The organism is Hyphomonas sediminis, assembly GCF_019679475.1.
Classification (GTDB): domain Bacteria; phylum Pseudomonadota; class Alphaproteobacteria; order Caulobacterales; family Hyphomonadaceae; genus Hyphomonas; species Hyphomonas sediminis.
Genome location: NZ_JAIEZP010000001.1, coordinates 731241 through 747994 on the forward strand (window position 1 = coordinate 731241; position 16754 = coordinate 747994).

Sequence of the window (16754 nt, forward strand, 5' to 3'; positions counted from 1 at the left end):
GCTTCCAGCATATCAGCTATGTGAACGCCCTCCCTCACCGGAGGGCGTTTTCGCATGGGCAAGGCTTCCCTAAGCGGTCGTCATCGCTATTGTGCGCCGCGCAAGAGAGAGGCCAAAATGTCCGCTAAGACGCTCTACGACAAAGTCTGGGAATCCCATGTCGTCCACACCGATCCGCAATCGGGGGAGAGCCTTCTCTATATCGACCTTCACCTGATCCATGAGGTCACCACGCCCCAGGCCTTTGCTGGCCTGAAAACGGCTGGCCGCAAGGTGCGCCGTCCGGAGCTGACGCTGGCTGTGGCCGATCATAACACGCCGACGGAAAATCAGGCCCTCGGCCTGCCCGGCGTGAAGGATCCCGAAGCGCGCAACCAGCTCGAAACGCTGACGCGCAATGTGGCGGAACATGGCATCGAGTTCTTCCCGATGGGCGACATCAACAATGGTATTGTCCATGTCGTCGGGCCGGAGCAGGGGCGCACCCAGCCGGGCATGACCATCGTTTGCGGTGATAGCCATACCTCCACTCATGGCGCCTTCGGCGCGCTGGCCCATGGCATCGGCACGTCCGAGGTCGAGCATGTGCTCGCCACACAGACCCTGCGCGCGCGCAAGATGAAGAATATGGCCGTCGAAGTGTCCGGCCGCCTGCGCGACGGCGTGACGGCGAAGGATCTCGCCCTCCACGTCATCTCCATCACCGGCACCGCCGGCGGCACGGGCCATGTCATTGAGTATCGCGGCGAAGCTGTCCGCGCGTTGTCGATGGAAGGCCGCATGACACTGTGCAACCTCTCCATCGAAGGCGGCGCCCGCGCCGGCCTTGTTGCCCCTGATGAGGTGACCTTCGAATACATGAAAGGCCGCCCCTCCACGCCGAAAGGCGGCGCCTGGGAGATGGCCGAGAAATACTGGCGTACCCTGTTCACCGATGAGGGCGCCGAGTTTGACGCTGTTATCCACATCAAGGGTGAAGAGGTCGAGCCGACCGTCACCTGGGGCACCAGCCCGGAACAGGGCATCGCCCTTTCCGGCCTTGTTCCGAAGCCGGAAGACTTTACCGATCCGGTCAAACGCGCGGCCTGCGAGCGCGCGCTGGAATATATGGGCCTGGAAGGCGGCCAGCCGATTGCCGGCACGCCGGTTCAGCGCGTCTTCATCGGCTCCTGCACCAACAGCCGCATCGAGGATCTTCGCGCCGCGGCTGAGATCGCCAAGGGCAACAAGGTGGCGGCGAGCGTCCGGGCCATGGTCGTTCCTGGTTCGGGCCTTGTGCGCGCGCAGGCGGAGTCTGAGGGGCTCGACCTAGTCTTCACAGAGGCCGGCTTTGAATGGCGCGAGCCGGGCTGCTCCATGTGCCTCGGCATGAACCCGGACATTCTGTCTCCGGGCGAGCGCTGCGCTTCGACATCCAACCGTAATTTTGAAGGCCGGCAGGGCAGGGGTGGGCGTACCCACCTGATGAGCCCGGCGCTGGCCGCCCGGGCCGCCATCAATGGCGTCATCGGATAATCCGTCAACGAATCAGGAAACGCGCATATGACCACTGCCGATCTCACGCCCCGTCAGGACTGGACTCGCGAAGAAATCGCCGCGCTGTATGAGCTGCCGCTCGACCAGCTGTTCGCCCGCGCCCTGGCGGTGAAAGCGGCCAACTGGCCGGATGGCAAGGTCCAGAAATCCCAGCTTCTTTCCATCAAGACCGGCGGCTGCGCCGAGAACTGCGGCTATTGCAGCCAGTCGGCGAGCTTCAAGACTGGTCTGAAGGCAGAAAAGCTGATGCCGGTGGAAGAAGTGGTTGATGCCGCCCGCCGCGCAAAAGCCAATGGTGCAGACCGTTTCTGCATGGGCGCCGCCTGGCGCTCGCTGAAAGACCGGGACCTGCCGAAAGTGGCGGAGATGATTTCGGCTGTGAAAGCCGAAGGCCTCGAAACCTGCGTCACGCTCGGCATGCTCGAAGAGGGCCAGGCCGAAGCGCTGAAGGAAGCCGGCCTCGACTATTACAACCACAACCTCGACACCTCGCGCGAATATTACAGCACGGTTGTCACGACACGGACTTTTGACGACCGGATCGAGACGCTGGGCCGCGCCCGCCAGGCAGGCATCAAGCTATGCTGCGGCGGTATCCTCGGCATGGGCGAGTCGCGGTCTGACCGCGTTGGCCTGATCCACGAACTGTCGCTGCTCTCGCCGCATCCGGAGAGCGTACCGGTCAACAAGCTGGTGCCGATCGAAGGCACGCCGCTGGCAAACAGCGAAGAGCTCGACACGCTGGAGCTGGCCCGCGCCATCGCCGTATGCCGCATCGTGTTCCCGAAAAGCTGGGTGCGTCTCTCTGCCGGCCGTGAAACGATGAGTTCCGAAGGACAGGCGCTCTGTATCCTGGCTGGCGCCAACTCCATCTTCGTTGGCGACCGCCTGCTGACCACCGCCAATCCGGCGATGGACAAGGACTCCCGCCTTCTGGAGTCGGTCGGAGGTGGTTGCTCCACCTGCTGATCTGCCTTTAGGCAAGCTAAACGCAGGATTGGTTGCCAATCTTGTGGTCGGGACCGATATTCTCCCTTCAGAAAGCTCTGAAGGGAGAAAGTCATGGCCGGAACAGTCAAACTTGATGGCGGTGTAACGCTGGATGGCCCGCGTGGGCGTATCTATGGCTCGATCCTGGAAACAGTCGGCGCCACGCCGCTGGTGCGGGCCGAGAAATTCGCCAAGTCCGAAGGTGCCGGCGCCGACCTCCTGTTCAAACTCGAATTCTTCAATCCGCTGGCCAGCGTGAAGGACCGGATTGGCCTGGCCATGGTCCTCAGCCTCGAAGCCGAAGGCAAGCTGAAGCCGGGCGGTGTGCTGATCGAGCCGACCTCCGGCAATACCGGCATCGGCCTTGCTTTCGTGGCCGCCGCGCGCGGCTATCGCCTGATCCTCACCATGCCGGAATCGATGTCGATCGAGCGGCGCAAGATGCTCGCCTATCTCGGCGCAGAGCTTGAGCTGACGCCGAAGGAGAAGGGCATGGGCGGCGCCATCGCGCGCGCCAAGGAACTGCTTGCCGAGATTCCTGGCGCTGTCAGCCCCAGCCAGTTCGACAATCCGGCCAACCCTGCCATTCATGAGAAAACCACCGCCGAAGAAATCTGGGCCGACACCGCCGGCGGCGTTGACGCGATCATCGCTGGCATCGGCACGGGCGGCACGTTTACCGGCGCTGGCCGCGTGCTGAAGCCGCGCAAACCGGGGCTGAAGATGGTGGCGGTCGAGCCGGAAGCCTCGCCCGTTCTGTCCGGCGGCCAGCCCGGCCCGCATATGATCCAGGGCATCGGCGCCGGCTTCGTGCCCGGCAATGCCGATACCAGCCTGATCGACGAGATCCTGAAAGTCTCCAACGAAGAAGCCCTGGCGACAGCGCGCACGCTCGCCAAGATCGAAGGCATCCCGGGCGGTATTTCCTCGGGCGCGGCGGCTGCGGCGGCCGTTCGGCTCGGCAAGCGGCCGGAAATGGCCGGCAAACAGATTGTCGTCATCCTCGCAAGCTTCGCGGAGCGGTATCTTTCGACGGCGCTCTTCGAGGGGGTCTGATCGCAGTCATCGTGGCGGCAGGGCTCGCCATTCTCCGGAAGCTGGTTAATACAGTCAGCCAGATACTTCCGGAGGACACACATGGCCCGATACACACTGCACGGAATGTGGCCTTCCGGGCCGACTTACAAAGTCGGCCTGATGCTGCGCTTGACGAACACGCCCCACGATTACGAGCATGTCGATCTGCGGGCAGGGGCGCATAAGGCAGACGCCTTCCTCGCCAAGAACCGCTACGGACAGGTGCCGGTGCTGGAAGACCATGAGCAGGATGTCTGCCTCAGCCAGTCTTCGGTCATCCTCGACTATCTTGCCGATGAGACCGGGCAGTTCGGCGGCAAGGACCGGGCCGACCGCCTGCGCGCGCGGGAATGGCAATTCTGGGCCGCCGGCCCGCTCACCACCGGCATCTATCGCACGCGCGCAGTGAAGCTGGGTCTCTTCAAGTTTCCCGATGATGTTCAGGCCGCCAATCTCCAGTCGGCGCTGGGCGCGCTGAAGGAACTTGATGGCTTGCTCGCCGGCCGTACCTGGCTTGTCGGCGCAGGGCCAACGATCGCCGACATCGATATCTATGGCATCGTCAGCTATTCCGGCCAGGCGCAGATTGATCTTCAGCCCTTCGCAAACCTGCGCAAATGGATGGACCGGGTGGAAGCCCTGCCGGGCTTCAAAGGGCCGACAGAATGCCTGCCGCAGGCGAGTGTGAAAGCGCCGTGATTACTGGTCTCGACCATCTCGTCCTGATCTGTCCGGAGATTGTCTCCGGCACGGCGGTCTATGAGAAACTGCTCGGCCGGAAAGCCGATTGGCAGGCAGAGCTTGAAGGCGGGGCGGCTGCGTCGGTGTTCCGGCTGGGCAATACGTCTCTCGAATTGCTCGCGCCGGCGGGTGACGGGCCGCTGGGGCAACGTCTTGCCGAGATCATCGAGGCAGACGGCCCCGGCCTCACAACGCTGGCTTTCGCCAGCGACGCAATCGAGGACGACCATCAGACCTTCGCGCGGCGCGGCCTTTCGCCCAGCGAAATCGCCGGCGGCCATTCCGTGCACGCTGCGTCTGGCGCGCAGCGGAGCTGGCAGCGCTTTCGCGTCCCCGACGAGAAAGCCGGCGGCATCAAGACCTTCATCCTTCAGCAGGGGGAGGGCGCGCTCCAGCCTGTCGCAGTGGGCGCAGATGCCGTTCACGGGCTCGACCATGCGGTGGTCAACACCGCCGCGCCGGATCGCGCACTTGCCTTCTACGGCGCCAAGCTTGGCCTGCGCCTCGCGCTCGACCGGACAAATCCTGATTGGGGCGTCCGGCTGATTTTCTTCCGCACCGGTGGACTGACCATAGAGATTGCGCAGAAGCTGTCAGATCCCGAAGACGCGAGCCGCCCGGACAAGTTCTGGGGCCTCACCTGGGCGGTGAAGGATATTGAAGCGGCGCATCACCGTCTTGTGGCGAGCGGGTTTGAGGTTTCGGAGATCCGCAAGGGCCGCAAGCCCGGCAGCCGCGTTTTCACAATTCGCAACGGTACCATGAGCGTGCCGACCCTGTTCATTGCCCATGAGGGCGTTTAGAAGTCTCCGCCATGAAACCGTTTACCCGTCTCGATGGAACCGCCGCCCCGCTGATGGACAAGGGCAAGCCCATGTCCAATGTCGACACCGACATGATCATCCCCAAACAGTTCCTGAAGACGACGGAACGGACAGGGCTGGCCAAAGGCCTGTTCTATGAGCTGAAAACGCGGGCGGACGGCTCAGAAGACCCCAATTTCGTGCTCAATCAGCCGCAATACGCCAAGGCCAGCATCCTGATTGCGGGCGATAATTTCGGTTGCGGTTCCTCGCGCGAGCACGCGCCCTGGGCGCTGGCCGATCAGGGCATCACCTGCATCATCGCGCCATCCTTCGCCGACATCTTCCACAACAACTGCTATAAGAACGGCATCCTTCCGGTGCGCCTGCCGGTTGAGGTTTGCGAGAAGCTCGCCGCTGAAGCAGGCGGATCGAACCATGTTTTCTCGGTGGATCTGGAAGGCCAGACGGTGACAACACCGGCCGGCGAGGTCTTCAGCTTTGAGGTCGATCCTGGTCGCAAGTCGAATCTGATTGCGGGCCTGGACGAGATCGGCGCCTCGCTTACGGCGGCTGCGGAAATTGACCGTTTTGAAGACCAGCGCCGCATGGCCACGCCTTGGCTGGTACCGGTACACTAAATCCGAACGCTCTGCCCGTCATCGGAATGATTTATCGATATTCGAGTTGCAGGCTTAGGGTCTGAGTGTATTAGTATGGCCATCAACTAATGCGCGACTTGGAGATCTTTGATGGCGATCGGAATGAAACTTGGTGTTGTTGGTTTGCTCTCAGCTGGAGCACTTGTGGCATGCGCGAGCAACACGTCAGGTACAACGGCACTGAACGGCGCTGACAAGATCACTGCGTCCATGGAAGGACAGACCGCGCCGGATGGCAGCATCGTGAAATGCCGCTCCATGCAGGTCACAGGCAGCCGCTTTCCGGCAAAGGATTGCAAGTCTGAGTTGGCCTGGAAGGAGTTCGATCGACTGATGGCGGAGAACGCAAAGAATGAAACGGATAAGTTTCAGCGTCTGAATACCGGCTGTTCCACGACGGGTACCTGCTGAGCGCTTCCCTGAGGCGGGAAAGAGCAAAGGCTGTCATCGCATTGGCGCTGAAACTGTCTCTGGCGGGTCTTTCTTGAACCACAAATAGGGACTACAGGCGGAGCGTCGGGCGTTTGTCCCGGCGCTCCTTCAGCTATGTTTTGAGCAAATTCTATGAAACAGACACTCCTTCTTCTCCCTGGTGATGGCATCGGCCCCGAAGTCATCGCCGAGACGCGCCGGATTGCCCAGGCGCTTGTCCCGGATATTCACATTGAGGAAGGTCTGATCGGCGGCGCGAGCTTCGATGCCCACGGAACGCCCTTGACGGAGGAAACGCTGGAGCGCGCGCGCCATTCCCATGCCGTGCTCATGGGTGCTGTTGGTGGCCCGAAATGGAACTCGGCTGCTCGCGACAAGCGCCCGGAGGCTGGCCTCCTTGCGCTTCGCAAAGGCCTGGATGTTTTCGCAAACCTCCGCCCGGCTTTCTGCTTCCCGGCGCTGGTCGATGCGTCCAGCCTGAAGAAGGACAAGATTGAAGGTCTCGACCTGATGATTGTCCGGGAGCTGACGGGCGGGGTCTATTTCGGTCAGCCACGCGGCATTGACGAGCAGGGCGGCCTGCGTCGCGGCTATGACACGGCAATCTATACCCATCCGGAAGTTGAGCGCGTCGCGCGTGTTGCTTTCGATATTGCGCGCGGGCGTGATGGACGTGTCTGTTCGGTTGAGAAATCGAATGTGATGGAGTCGGGGCTTTTCTGGCGTCAGGAAGTTACCCTGGCTCATGCTGAACTTGGCGGCGGCGTGGAACTGACCCACATGTATGCCGACGCCTGCGCTATGGAACTCGTCCGTGCGCCCAAACAGTTCGACGTAATCCTCGCCGACAATCTGTTCGGTGACCTCCTTTCGGACGCGGCCGCGATGCTCACAGGTTCAATCGGCATGCTGCCGTCTGCCTCGCTCGGCGTGCCGGGCGTGCCGGGTCTGTATGAGCCGGTCCACGGCTCTGCGCCCGACATTGCCGGCAAAGGCATCGCCAATCCCTGCGCAGCGATTCTTTCTTTGGAAATGGCGCTGCGCTGGTCGCTGGGCAAAGAGAAAGCCGCAGATGCGCTGTTCGCCGCCGTCGGCAAGGCGCTCGATCGCGGTGCCCGCACGCGAGATCTCGGCGGCGAGCTGACCACACGCCAGATGGCCGATGCCGTGCTTGCTGCGCTGTAGCCGCCAAAGCCTCCATTTGGACAATTCTTCCGCCTTGTGACATCCTCCGCTCAAAAAGAAGAGCGGAGGAAACGAGGGATGTCTTATGCTGCCGGAAGGTTGATCCACGACGCCGATAGTCACCTGATGGAAATGACGGATTGTCTCGATCCGTATTTCGAGGCGCGCCTGCTAACGCGTTTTCATGATCTGCCGGCCTACAAGCGGAAACATTCCGACGCACATTGGATGAATGAGGAGCGCGCCCGGCATGAAGATGCAGCCTATCGGGCGGCGGCAGGCGAGGCGGTGCTCCTCAAGAAGAATTACGAAGCGCTCGGATCGTTTCGCGCGTCGGACCGTCCCGAAGTGATGAACCGGCTCGGCTTTGCGAGCCAACTTGTCTTCACCACATTCTGCCTCGGCAACTTCGGCCTCGACCAGTCTGATGACACGGAGCTCTGCTATGCGGCGGCCGATGCACACAACCGGCTGATGACCGATTTCTGCTCGGTCGACCGGCGCTTGCTGCCTGTGGCCTATGTCCCGCTGGAGCATTTTCAGAGGGCGGAAGAAACAGCGCGCCTTGCCATTCGCCTCGGCGCCAAGGCAATCATGGTTCCCTCGCTTTGCCCGCAAAAGCACTCGCCCAGCCATATCGGCCTTGATCCGGTCTGGCGCGCTGCGGAAGAGGCAGGGCTTCCGATCCTCTTTCATGTTGGCGGCGAAGAGAAGCTGAACGCGGCCTACAAGGAAAATGGCCTGCCGCCGGTTCCGGACTTCCACGGCGGAGACGACAATTTCACGTCGGTTTCCTACATGCCAATTCCGAACGCTGCGATGCAGACGATTGCGACGCTGATCTTCGATGGCGTATTCGACCGGTTTCCGAAACTGAAGTGGGGCGCGATCGAGCTTGGGGCGTCCTGGGTGCCGGGATGGATGCGGTCTATGGATTCGGCGGCTCATGCCTTCCGCCGCAATGAGGACCGGCTGCAGAAACTCTCGGATAAGCCCTCTGAAATCGTAAAGCGCAGTTTCCGGGCAGCGCCCTATCCGCATGAAGATGCCGGCTGGATCATCCGTAATGCGGGGGATGAGATCTGTCTCTTCTCGTCGGATTATCCGCATGTCGAAGGGGGCCGGAACCCGATCAAGCGGTTCGATGAAACGCTCGCGGGCTGTACCCCATCGCAGGTCTCCGGCTTCTATTCGGAGAACTTTATCGACCTGATGGGAGAGGGCCTGGCAGCTGATCTGCGCAGGCCGGTGCTGAAGGCGAGCGCCTAGCTGTAGTCCGCGATCCGGCAGAGCAGGGGGCCGCGGAACTCGAAGAAGCTTGCGCCGCGTACCTTGACCGACTGGCCGGCCTTCACGCCGGTCGGCAGATCGACCGCCGCGCGGCCTTCAAACTCGATCTCGGCGGCGGCCTTGCCTGCCCCGGAGATGAGATTGATCAAGCGTTGCCGGCGATACGAGAAGGCATTGCCGGACACTTCGGCCACCTGGCGCATCATGTCCTTGCCCTCAAGGCGCATGGATTGGCCAGTATTGGAGATGTTCTCGAACACCACGTCATCGGTCACATGGGCGAGCATGGCATCGATATCGCGCTCATTATAAGCGGCAATATATCTGCGGATGATCTCGTCGAGCATGGGAAGGCCCCCGCCTTGTTGTGTGCGTCGCGAGTCCTGCCCGACGCAGGGGAATTGCACAACCCGCTTTAAGTGAGCGGTCAGATGCGCCATATAGCCCCCGAACCTAACCAGAGGAGAGTATCATGGGCACACGCATCGCGGTTGTCGGCGCCACAGGTAATGTCGGGCGGGAACTCCTCAACATTCTGGACGAGCGCCTCTTCCCCGCCGACGAAGTGTTCGCCGTCGCCTCTCGCCGCTCCATCGGCAAGGAAGTCTCCTATGGGGACCGCACGCTGAAATGCCACGATCTCGAACAGTTCGACTTCAGCAAGGTCGATGTGGTGCTGATGTCGGCAGGCGGCTCTGTCTCCAAGGTCTGGTCACCGAAGATCGCCAAGGCCGGCGCCATCGTCATCGACAACTCTTCCCAGTGGCGGATGGACCCTGATGTGCCGCTCGTCGTTCCGGAAGTGAACGCTGACGCGGTGATGGACTACAAGAAGAAGGGCATCATCGCGAACCCGAACTGCTCGACGGCCCAGCTCGTCGTGGCGCTGAAGCCGATCCATGACGCGGTTGGCATCAAGCGCGTGGTTGTCTCGACCTATCAGTCGGTCTCCGGCAAGGGCAAGGACGCGATGGACGAGCTGTGGAACCAGACGCGCGGCGTGTTCGTGAATGACGAGCCGGCCCCGGAAGTCTTCCCGAAGGAAATCGCCTTCAACCTGATCCCGCAGATCGACGTGTTCATGGATGATGGCTTCACCAAGGAAGAGTGGAAGATGACGGTCGAGACGAAAAAGATCGTCGACCCGTCGATCGAGCTGGTGGCGACCTGTGTGCGCGTGCCGGTGTTCGTGGGCCACTCCGAAGCGGTGAATATCGAAACCAACGCTCCGATGAGCGCCGACGAATGCCGCGCCCTGTTGCGCGAAAGCCCCGGTCTGATGGTCGTCGATGACCCCAAGGAAGAGCTCTACATCACGCCGAAGGAATGCGTTGGCGAGTGGGCAACCTATATCAGCCGCATCCGCAAGGACCCGACCGTGGCCAACGGCCTCGCCTTCTGGTGCGTCTCCGACAATCTGCGCAAAGGCGCTGCGCTCAACGCGGTCCAGATTGCTGAGGAGCTGCTTAATCGCGGCGTTATCAAGCCGGAAACGGAAGCAGCGAAAGCCTGATCTTTCCAGGCAGCCAAAGTCTCGAAACCCCGGCCTTCGCGCCGGGGTTTTGCGTTTCAGAGCTCTGAAAAATCCACGATTTCAAACGTATGGCCGGTTGCTTCGACAAACTTCCGGAAATCGGCCTGGCTGATGGCGGTGGTGCCGGTGTTCGTCATCGGGTGAAAGTTCACAATGTCGGCAGCGGCCAGAACGCTGTCGACCAGGAAGCGGACGCGGGCAGGGTGGTCGTTCATCAGGGAGAAGGCCGTGACCGAGCCGGGCGTCACGCCTAGCACCTCTGTCATCAGCTCCGGCGTGCCGAAGGAGAGGCGGCGGGTGCCGATTCTCCGGTGAAGCTGGTTCAGTTTCAGTGAATTGTGCGCCTCGGCAGCGATCAGCACGAGCAGGCCATCGGCGTCCTTCAGGAACAGGTTCTTGGTGTGGGCGCCCGGCATATCAGCCTTCAGCGCGGAGGACTGTTCCACGGTGAACATCGCCTCATGCCAGGTGGTGGAATGGGCGATGTCGAGGCTGTCGAGATAGGCGAACAGGTCTTCAGGGCTTGCAGGCATGGCGCCCTTTGGGGCAGGACTTTGCCTTGCCGTCAAGCAGCCAGGAAGCGGAAACTCAGCCCATGCGCCTTGAATGTTATAAGATTTACGATGTCGCCCCTGAAATCGTGCCGGGCCGCTCAGACCGGGAATGGATGGATGCCTTCACCGATCGCCACCCCTATCGCTGCCTGCCGCTGACGATGGCGAACTCTACGGGCTGGGAAATCCTCTGCCCGATGGACATCAAGATAAAATGGAATGGCGGGCCGCGGAATGAAGACATTCAGCTTCTGACGACGGGCGATCCGAACGCCATTGCGAGCTTTGCCGATGCGCATTTCATGCGCGGCATCGTCACCTTCCATACCGGCCATCTGTTTCGCACGCCGCCGGGCTGGGGCGTGTGGGTGACCGGGCCGCCCAACTGGCCGAAAGACGGGATCGCGCCGCTGACGGGCCTGGTGGAGACCGACTGGCTGCCCTTTCCCTTCACCATGAACTGGCAGATGACCCGGCCGGGCGAAGTGGTCTTCCGAAAGGGGGAACCCTTTGCTTTCATTACACTTATGGAACATAAGCGGCTGGAAGAGATCACCCCCGAGCGCAAGCTGCTAAGGTCAAACCCCGAGCTGGTGAAGGAATATGAAGGCTGGCGCGAGAGCCGCGCGGACTTCAACACACGCCTCAAATCGGGCGAAGAAAACGCCATGAAGGCGCGCTGGCAGCGCCACTATATGCGGGGCGAGAAGCCCGATGGCGAGAAGGCCGACGCCCACCAGACCAAGCGCCGCCTGAAGCCCCCGAAGGACTTGTAAGGTGTTGGAGAGGCGCCCGCCTATCCCGTGGATAAGGGCGCCGAAAAACTCCAAAAAAGCTCTAAAAAAAACTCCAACCGCAGGGCCGAAAACTCCAACGCCGTTGGAGTTTTTCAGCTTCCGGACGGGCGCGCAGCCTTCTCCGCGATGCCGGAGGTGCCCTGGCGCTTTTCGAGGGCGGCGGCGACCGCGTCGAGCGCGACCCCGCGCGCGCGGAGCGCGACGAAGATGTGATAGAGCACATCGGCCGCTTCACTCGCCACCCGCTCATCACTCTCGGCGCGGACGGCCTGGGCGAGCTCTCCGCCTTCTTCGGCGACCTTGGCGGCGGCCGCGTCCGGGCCTTTGGCGAGCAGCTTGGCCGTCCAGCTGGAGGCAGCGTCGCCCTCAAGGGCGCGCGCGTCGATGGTTTCGGCAAGATGCGTCAGGGCAGCGGCAAGGCGCGCAGGCGAGGCGAGGGGGGCTTTGGCGGTCATGGCCTTGCTTTAACGCCATCGGGCCGACGCGAGAAGAGGCGGCGTTGCGGCCCCTCACCCCCAACCCCCTCTCCCCGCAAGCGGGGCGAGGGGGCTTTGACGCGGCGGGCACGCTTGACGTCCGCAGCGGAAGGGCGCCAGCTTGGCGGCAAAGTTCCGGAGGAAGCCAAGATGAAAGACCGCGTTTCGATTACCATGCTGGAAGACGGCGTTGCCGATGTGCGCCTGATCCGCACCGACAAGATGAACGCCCTCGACAGCGCGATGTTTGCCGGCATTGCCGAAGCGATCGACACGCTGAAGGCCACCAAGGGCCTGCGCGTTGTGGTGCTCTCTGGCGAGGGGCGCGCCTTCTGCGCCGGGCTCGACCTTTCAAACTTTGCCGCCAGCGAGGAGAAGAAGCCGGGGCAGGGGAGCGTGACTTCCAATCTGGGCGACCGCAGCCACGGCATTGCCAACCTGGCGCAATATGTGGCCTGGGGCTGGCGCGAGCTGCCGGTGCCGGTGATTGCGGCGGCGCATGGCGTGGCGTTTGGCGGCGGCTTCCAGATCCTTTCGGGCGCTGACATCCGCATCATCCATCCGGAAACGCGCTGCGCGGTGATGGAAATGAAATGGGGCCTGGTGCCGGATATGGCGGGTTTCCCGCTGTGGCGCGGAAATGTGCGCGATGATGTGCTCCGTGAGCTGACTTACACGAACCGCGAGTTCAAGGGGAAGGAAGCCCATGAGATGGGCTTTGCGACCAAGGTTTCCGATACGCCGCTGGAAGATGCGCTGTGGTTGGCCAAGCTGATGGCGAGCAAGCATCCTGCCGCGATGAAAGGCGCCAAGCGCCTGCTGAACGCCATGGCCGACAGCACGGACGCCGAGCTGCTGCAGATGGAAAGCGACGAGCAGGCCAAAGTGATCCGTACACCCAACCAGATGGAAGCGGTGATGGCGGAAATGCAGAAGCGCAAGCCGGTGTTTTCGGAGTAATTTCCCGCGCTTTACTGCACCAAAGTTTCGTCACGCTCGATGGCCGCCAGGCCATCTGAGCGCCCATCTCCTGACAGCGCCTCAACTTACGCTGGGTGAGTTCAGGAGATGGGCACTCAGATGCGCTTTCGCGCATCGAGTGTGACGAGAAACTGAAGGCTGAACTTGTTTCAGACCGTTCGCACCGGCGCGCCCGCTTCAGCAAGCGCCGCGCGGGCCTCTGCCAGCGTGGCTTCGCCGAAATGGAAGATCGAGGCGGCGAGCACGGCGCTTGCCCCGCCTTCGAGGACGGCGGGGGCAAAGTCCTTCACGCCGCCGGCGCCGCCGCTGGCGATGACGGGAATGGTGACGGCGGAGGAGACCGCTTTCAGGAGCGGAATGTCGTAGCCCGTTTTCGTTCCGTCCCGGTCCATCGAGGTGAGCAGGATTTCGCCGGCGCCGCGTTTTGCAGCCTCGCGGGCAAACTCTACGGCATTGATGCCGGTGGGCTTGCGCCCGCCATGGGTGAAGATTTCCCAGCTGTCGCCGGATTTGCGCGCATCGATGGCGACGACGACGCATTGGCGCCCGGCCTTGGCGGCGCAGGCGGAAATCAGCGCGGGGTCTGCCACGGCGGCGGAGTTGATCGCCACCTTGTCTGCGCCCGCTCTCAGAAGCGCGACCATATCGTCCACCGAGCGCACGCCCCCGCCCACGGTGAGCGGCATGAAGCAGGCCTCTGCCGTGCGGCTGACGGTGTCGAGCAGGGTGCCGCGGCCTTCATGGCTGGCGGTGATGTCGAGGAAGCAGAGCTCGTCGGCGCCCTGAGCGTCATAGGCGCGGGCAAGGGCCACGGGGTCGCCAGCGTCTTTCAGGTCCACGAAGTTGACGCCCTTCACGGTGCGTCCGTCTTTCACGTCGAGGCAGGGGATGATGCGCGTCTTCAGCATGGCCGCTCCTTTGCCGGGAAAGGCACGCGAATGCAAACTATCCGTAAGGTTGCCGAGGGTGGGAACAGGCGCCGGGATGGCTTATGTTGCCTTCAGGGAAGGCTGAACTCGCACGAGACGGGGCGCCGAAACAGGAGACGACCGATGGACATGAAACAAACCGAACGCCGCACATCCGCCCGCCTGCAGGCCGACGAAGCCGAACGCCTGGCGCAGCTCGCCGCAGGGCTGTCGAAGCTGGAAGCCGGGAAGGGCGCGCCGGCGGGCGAAGAAAGCGACATCGCCCACGCCCTGCGCACACGCCGCCGCCTGCGCCGCCCGCTGTCCAGCGCGCGCTGAGGCCTAGTCCATGAAGCTCGCCGCAACCAGGTAGACCGTGGCAAGACCTGCCCCGGTCACTGCGGCGGCGAGCCGGCCAGCCAGCCTTGCCTGATCCAGCTGACTTCGGCGCATATTGCTCAGCATCGTCTGATACACAGCGTCCTGCGCCAGTTTCTGCGCGGCCTGCTCGGACGGGGATTTCGATCTCTGCCGGGTCATGGCAGGGGCAATGCGAAATGCGTGCCACTTTGGGGGGAAAGGATAGTGTGAGGATGTTTGAGCGCGGAATGGTGGCGCTGGTGCGGGCTAGGGGCGGTTTGCTCCGGACCCGTAGGGTGGGTTAGGCGAAGCCGTAACCCACCGCTTTCGGGCCGCACCGTCTGATGGTGGGTTACGGCTTCGCCTAACCCACCCTACGAAGGGCTTGTTTAGGTATAGGCGGACCCTAGGATGAGGCGGCGGCTTCGACCGCCTCACGCGCCACAATGTCCCCATCGTAGAGCGCGCGGCCAAGGATGCTGCCCGCGATCGGCGCGCCGGAGGCCTTCAGGGCACGGATGTCGTCGACGCTTTTGACGCCGCCTGAGGCGATGACGGGGATGGAGACGGTGTTTGCCAGCTCTGCCGTGAACGGAACATTGACGCCGGTCTTCAGGCCGTCGCGGCCAATGTCGGTCGCCACGATGGCGGCGACGCCGCAGCCTTCGAAGGCCTTGGCAAGCTCGGTGGCGCGCATGTCGCTGGTTTCGGCCCAGCCTTCCACGGCAACCATGCCATCTTTCGCGTCGATGCCGACGACGATGCGGCCGGGCAAGGCGCGGGCGGCGTCTTTCACGAGCTGGGGATCGCGCAGGGCGATGGTGCCGAGGATGACGCGGGAGATGCCCGCTTCCAGCCAGGCGTCGATCTGCGCGCGGCTGCGGATACCGCCGCCGAGCTGGACCGGGGCGGGGGTGGATTTCAGGATGTTCTCGACGGCAGCCTTGTTCACCGGCTCGCCCGCAAAGGCGCCGTTGAGGTCAACCACGTGCAGGTGGCTAAAGCCCATCTCGTGGAAGGCGCGGGCCTGCGCGCCGGGATCGGTGTTGAACACGGTGGCCGCGTCCATCTCCCCGCGCAGCAGGCGCACGCAGGCGCCGTCTTTAAGGTCGATTGCGGGGTAGAGGGTGAAGGTCATGGGCGCCATTTCAGGAAGTTGGCGAGCAGGGTCAGGCCGAGGCGCTGGCTCTTTTCGGGGTGGAACTGGGTGCCGAAGATGTTGTCGCGGGCAAGGGCGGCGGCGATGGGGGCGCCATAGTCCGTCCAGGCGGAAACGCGGGCGTCTTCTTCCGGGCGGAAGGCGTAGGAATGGGTGAAATAGGCGTGGGGCGTGTCGCCAAGGCCCGCCAGAACGGGGTGGGGCGCCGGGATCATCAGCTCGTTCCAGCCAACATGGGGTACAGGCAGGCCGGGCGCAGCTTCCAGCTTCTCGACAATCCCGTGGACCCAGCCAAGGCCGGGGGTTTCCCCGTCCTCAAGGCCGGTATCGGCGAGCAGCTGCATGCCCACACAGATGCCGAGGAAGGGGCGTCCCTTGGCGAGGACGGCTTCTTCCAGCGCCTCGACCATGCCGGGGATGGCGCGCAGGGCGCCGGCGCAGTCGGCAAAATGGCCGACGCCGGGCAGGACGATGCGCTCTGCAGTCAAGATGTCTTCAGGCCGGGCGGTGACCCTCACCTTGCCCGGATCATCCGCAGCAGCGGCAAGCGCCCGCGCGCAGGAGTGCAGGTTGCCGGAGCCGTAATCGATGAGGGCGATGCGGGTCATGGCCGCGCTCTTAGCGGCGGGGAGGGAGGCTTACAAGCTGCCCTTGGTGCTGGCCGGCGCGCCGCCGAGACGCGGGTCGATGGCGATGGCCGTGCGCAGGGCGCGCGCGGTCGCCTTGAAGCAGCTTTCGGCGATGTGGTGGTTGTTCTCGCCATAGATGTTCTCGACATGCAGGCACATGCCGCCATTGCCGGCGAGGGCGTGGAAGAACTCCTTGAAGAGTTCGGTATCCATCTCGCCGATCTTGTCGCGGCGGAACTCCACCTTCCAGACGAGGTAGGGGCGTTTGCAGAGGTCGATGGAGGCGCGGGTCAGCGTCTCGTCCATCGGGATATAGGCATGGCCGAAGCGCGTGATGCCGGCAAAGTCGCCCAGCGCCCTGGCGATGGCCTGGCCAATGACGATGCCGGTGTCTTCGACCGAGTGGTGGAAGTCGATATGGGTGTCGCCCTTGCAGCGGACTTTCAGGTCGATCAGCGAGTGACGCGCCAGGCTGTCGAGCATGTGATCGAAAAAGCCGATCCCGGTCTCGATGTCGGCTTTGCCGGTGCCATCAAGGTTAACAGAAACCGAAATATCGGTTTCCTTTGTCTTACGGGCGACGTCTGCGGAGCGGTTCTGTGTCATGCGGGCCATATAAGCTGATGGAAGCGCAACAGCT

At 62.9% G+C, this 16754-nt stretch carries 21 protein-coding genes; 13 read left to right on the plus strand and 8 right to left on the minus strand.

The window, feature by feature from the left end; genetic code table 11:
* Positions 1 to 117 precede the first annotated feature (117 nt).
* The 9 genes from leuC to K1X12_RS03700 all read left to right on the plus strand — a co-directional run bounded on the left by leuC (position 118) and on the right by K1X12_RS03700 (position 8695).
* On the plus strand, positions 118 to 1515 hold the full coding sequence (leuC, locus tag K1X12_RS03660; protein WP_220986278.1) for a 3-isopropylmalate dehydratase large subunit: 1398 nt from the start codon (positions 118 to 120) through the stop codon (positions 1513 to 1515).
* A gap of 27 nt (positions 1516 to 1542) precedes the next feature.
* Positions 1543 to 2505 carry a biotin synthase BioB gene (bioB, locus tag K1X12_RS03665; RefSeq protein ID WP_220986279.1) on the plus strand — a complete coding sequence of 321 codons (963 nt, stop codon included), beginning with the start codon at positions 1543 to 1545 and terminating at the stop codon, positions 2503 to 2505.
* 93 nt (positions 2506 to 2598) lie between these two features.
* On the plus strand, positions 2599 to 3582 hold the full coding sequence (cysK, locus tag K1X12_RS03670; RefSeq protein WP_225907860.1) for a cysteine synthase A: 984 nt from the start codon (positions 2599 to 2601) through the stop codon (positions 3580 to 3582).
* Between the two features lie 81 nt (positions 3583 to 3663).
* Positions 3664 to 4302: a glutathione S-transferase family protein gene (locus tag K1X12_RS03675; RefSeq protein ID WP_220986280.1), complete on the plus strand. Its 639-nt coding sequence runs from the start codon at positions 3664 to 3666 to the stop codon at positions 4300 to 4302.
* A complete protein-coding gene (locus K1X12_RS03680; RefSeq protein ID WP_225907861.1) occupies positions 4269 to 5147 on the plus strand; it encodes a VOC family protein in 879 nt (292 codons plus the stop codon). Before K1X12_RS03675 ends, K1X12_RS03680 begins: the two co-directional genes overlap by 34 nt.
* An 11-nt stretch (positions 5148 to 5158) precedes the next feature.
* Positions 5159 to 5788: a 3-isopropylmalate dehydratase small subunit gene (gene leuD / locus K1X12_RS03685; RefSeq protein ID WP_220986281.1), complete on the plus strand. Its 630-nt coding sequence runs from the start codon at positions 5159 to 5161 to the stop codon at positions 5786 to 5788.
* Positions 5789 to 5899: 111 nt separating this feature from the next.
* Positions 5900 to 6220, plus strand: a complete 321-nt coding sequence (locus tag K1X12_RS03690; protein ID WP_220986282.1) for a hypothetical protein — start codon at positions 5900 to 5902, stop codon at positions 6218 to 6220.
* Between the two features lie 153 nt (positions 6221 to 6373).
* Positions 6374 to 7426 (plus strand): 3-isopropylmalate dehydrogenase, encoded by a 1053-nt coding sequence (gene leuB, locus K1X12_RS03695; RefSeq protein WP_220986283.1) that lies wholly within the window; start codon positions 6374 to 6376, stop codon positions 7424 to 7426.
* A gap of 78 nt (positions 7427 to 7504) precedes the next feature.
* On the plus strand, positions 7505 to 8695 hold the full coding sequence (locus K1X12_RS03700; RefSeq protein WP_220986284.1) for an amidohydrolase family protein: 1191 nt from the start codon (positions 7505 to 7507) through the stop codon (positions 8693 to 8695).
* Here the strand turns inward: K1X12_RS03700 and K1X12_RS03705 are convergent.
* Complete coding sequence (locus tag K1X12_RS03705; RefSeq protein ID WP_220986285.1) at positions 8692 to 9063, minus strand: nuclear transport factor 2 family protein; 372 nt, start codon at positions 9061 to 9063, stop codon at positions 8692 to 8694. The genes K1X12_RS03700 and K1X12_RS03705 overlap by 4 nt on opposite strands.
* Before the next feature lie 125 nt (positions 9064 to 9188).
* Between K1X12_RS03705 and K1X12_RS03710 the strand changes: the two genes are divergently transcribed.
* A complete protein-coding gene (locus tag K1X12_RS03710) occupies positions 9189 to 10229 on the plus strand; it encodes an aspartate-semialdehyde dehydrogenase (protein ID WP_220986286.1) in 1041 nt (346 codons plus the stop codon).
* 56 nt (positions 10230 to 10285) lie between these two features.
* Here K1X12_RS03710 and K1X12_RS03715 read toward each other — a convergent pair whose 3' ends face one another.
* Entirely contained in the window at positions 10286 to 10783 is a 498-nt protein-coding gene (locus K1X12_RS03715) for a prolyl-tRNA synthetase associated domain-containing protein (protein WP_220986287.1), read from the minus strand.
* 62 nt (positions 10784 to 10845) lie between these two features.
* On the opposite strand from K1X12_RS03715, the gene K1X12_RS03720 reads away from it, so the two are divergent.
* Entirely contained in the window at positions 10846 to 11580 is a 735-nt protein-coding gene (locus K1X12_RS03720) for a DUF6065 family protein (RefSeq protein WP_220986288.1), read from the plus strand.
* A gap of 113 nt (positions 11581 to 11693) precedes the next feature.
* Here the strand turns inward: K1X12_RS03720 and hisE are convergent, their stop codons facing one another.
* Positions 11694 to 12056 (minus strand): phosphoribosyl-ATP diphosphatase, encoded by a 363-nt coding sequence (gene hisE / locus K1X12_RS03725; protein ID WP_220986289.1) that lies wholly within the window; start codon positions 12054 to 12056, stop codon positions 11694 to 11696.
* 171 nt (positions 12057 to 12227) lie between these two features.
* On the opposite strand from hisE, the gene K1X12_RS03730 reads away from it, so the two are divergent.
* A complete protein-coding gene (locus tag K1X12_RS03730) occupies positions 12228 to 13037 on the plus strand; it encodes a crotonase/enoyl-CoA hydratase family protein (RefSeq protein WP_220986290.1) in 810 nt (269 codons plus the stop codon).
* A gap of 170 nt (positions 13038 to 13207) precedes the next feature.
* Here the strand turns inward: K1X12_RS03730 and hisF are convergent, their stop codons facing one another.
* On the minus strand, positions 13208 to 13966 hold the full coding sequence (hisF, locus tag K1X12_RS03735) for an imidazole glycerol phosphate synthase subunit HisF (RefSeq protein ID WP_220986291.1): 759 nt from the start codon (positions 13964 to 13966) through the stop codon (positions 13208 to 13210).
* Between the two features lie 144 nt (positions 13967 to 14110).
* Here hisF and K1X12_RS03740 point away from each other — a divergent pair, with 144 nt between their 5' ends.
* Complete coding sequence (locus K1X12_RS03740; protein WP_220986292.1) at positions 14111 to 14305, plus strand: hypothetical protein; 195 nt, start codon at positions 14111 to 14113, stop codon at positions 14303 to 14305.
* A gap of 3 nt (positions 14306 to 14308) precedes the next feature.
* Here K1X12_RS03740 and K1X12_RS03745 read toward each other — a convergent pair whose 3' ends face one another.
* The 4 genes from K1X12_RS03745 to hisB all read right to left on the minus strand — a co-directional run bounded on the left by K1X12_RS03745 (position 14309) and on the right by hisB (position 16720).
* A complete protein-coding gene (locus K1X12_RS03745; protein WP_220986293.1) occupies positions 14309 to 14506 on the minus strand; it encodes a hypothetical protein in 198 nt (65 codons plus the stop codon).
* A 226-nt stretch (positions 14507 to 14732) separates the two neighbouring features.
* The gene (hisA, locus tag K1X12_RS03750; protein ID WP_220986294.1) at positions 14733 to 15464 is read right to left on the minus strand and encodes a 1-(5-phosphoribosyl)-5-[(5-phosphoribosylamino)methylideneamino]imidazole-4-carboxamide isomerase; all 732 of its coding nucleotides are present in this window, start codon (positions 15462 to 15464) and stop codon (positions 14733 to 14735) included.
* Complete coding sequence (gene hisH, locus K1X12_RS03755) at positions 15461 to 16093, minus strand: imidazole glycerol phosphate synthase subunit HisH (RefSeq protein WP_220986295.1); 633 nt, start codon at positions 16091 to 16093, stop codon at positions 15461 to 15463. The genes hisA and hisH overlap by 4 nt, the downstream gene beginning before the upstream one ends.
* Before the next feature lie 30 nt (positions 16094 to 16123).
* The gene (hisB, locus tag K1X12_RS03760; protein ID WP_220986296.1) at positions 16124 to 16720 is read right to left on the minus strand and encodes an imidazoleglycerol-phosphate dehydratase HisB; all 597 of its coding nucleotides are present in this window, start codon (positions 16718 to 16720) and stop codon (positions 16124 to 16126) included.
* Between the last annotated feature and the right edge of the window lie 34 nt (positions 16721 to 16754).

Excerpts from the sequence above, each read along its gene's own strand:
- K1X12_RS03710 (WP_220986286.1), top strand. The coding sequence starts at position 9,189 with ATGGGCACACGCATCGCGGTTGTCGGCGCCACAGGTAATGTCGGGCGG.
- bioB (WP_220986279.1), top strand. The coding sequence starts at position 1,543 with ATGACCACTGCCGATCTCACGCCCCGTCAGGACTGGACTCGCGAAGAA.
- K1X12_RS03690 (WP_220986282.1), top strand. The coding sequence starts at position 5,900 with ATGGCGATCGGAATGAAACTTGGTGTTGTTGGTTTGCTCTCAGCTGGA.
- K1X12_RS03705 (WP_220986285.1), bottom strand. The coding sequence starts at position 9,063 with ATGCTCGACGAGATCATCCGCAGATATATTGCCGCTTATAATGAGCGC.
- K1X12_RS03680 (WP_225907861.1), top strand. The coding sequence starts at position 4,269 with ATGCCTGCCGCAGGCGAGTGTGAAAGCGCCGTGATTACTGGTCTCGAC.
- hisF (WP_220986291.1), bottom strand. The coding sequence starts at position 13,966 with ATGCTGAAGACGCGCATCATCCCCTGCCTCGACGTGAAAGACGGACGC.
- K1X12_RS03745 (WP_220986293.1), bottom strand. The coding sequence starts at position 14,506 with ATGACCCGGCAGAGATCGAAATCCCCGTCCGAGCAGGCCGCGCAGAAA.
- leuC (WP_220986278.1), top strand. The coding sequence starts at position 118 with ATGTCCGCTAAGACGCTCTACGACAAAGTCTGGGAATCCCATGTCGTC.
- K1X12_RS03740 (WP_220986292.1), top strand. The coding sequence starts at position 14,111 with ATGGACATGAAACAAACCGAACGCCGCACATCCGCCCGCCTGCAGGCC.
- hisB (WP_220986296.1), bottom strand. The coding sequence starts at position 16,720 with ATGACACAGAACCGCTCCGCAGACGTCGCCCGTAAGACAAAGGAAACC.
- hisE (WP_220986289.1), bottom strand. The coding sequence starts at position 12,056 with ATGACCGCCAAAGCCCCCCTCGCCTCGCCTGCGCGCCTTGCCGCTGCC.
- K1X12_RS03700 (WP_220986284.1), top strand. The coding sequence starts at position 7,505 with ATGTCTTATGCTGCCGGAAGGTTGATCCACGACGCCGATAGTCACCTG.
- hisA (WP_220986294.1), bottom strand. The coding sequence starts at position 15,464 with ATGACCTTCACCCTCTACCCCGCAATCGACCTTAAAGACGGCGCCTGC.
- leuB (WP_220986283.1), top strand. The coding sequence starts at position 6,374 with ATGAAACAGACACTCCTTCTTCTCCCTGGTGATGGCATCGGCCCCGAA.
- K1X12_RS03720 (WP_220986288.1), top strand. The coding sequence starts at position 10,846 with ATGCGCCTTGAATGTTATAAGATTTACGATGTCGCCCCTGAAATCGTG.
- hisH (WP_220986295.1), bottom strand. The coding sequence starts at position 16,093 with ATGACCCGCATCGCCCTCATCGATTACGGCTCCGGCAACCTGCACTCC.
- leuD (WP_220986281.1), top strand. The coding sequence starts at position 5,159 with ATGAAACCGTTTACCCGTCTCGATGGAACCGCCGCCCCGCTGATGGAC.
- cysK (WP_225907860.1), top strand. The coding sequence starts at position 2,599 with ATGGCCGGAACAGTCAAACTTGATGGCGGTGTAACGCTGGATGGCCCG.
- K1X12_RS03730 (WP_220986290.1), top strand. The coding sequence starts at position 12,228 with ATGAAAGACCGCGTTTCGATTACCATGCTGGAAGACGGCGTTGCCGAT.
- K1X12_RS03675 (WP_220986280.1), top strand. The coding sequence starts at position 3,664 with ATGGCCCGATACACACTGCACGGAATGTGGCCTTCCGGGCCGACTTAC.
- K1X12_RS03715 (WP_220986287.1), bottom strand. The coding sequence starts at position 10,783 with ATGCCTGCAAGCCCTGAAGACCTGTTCGCCTATCTCGACAGCCTCGAC.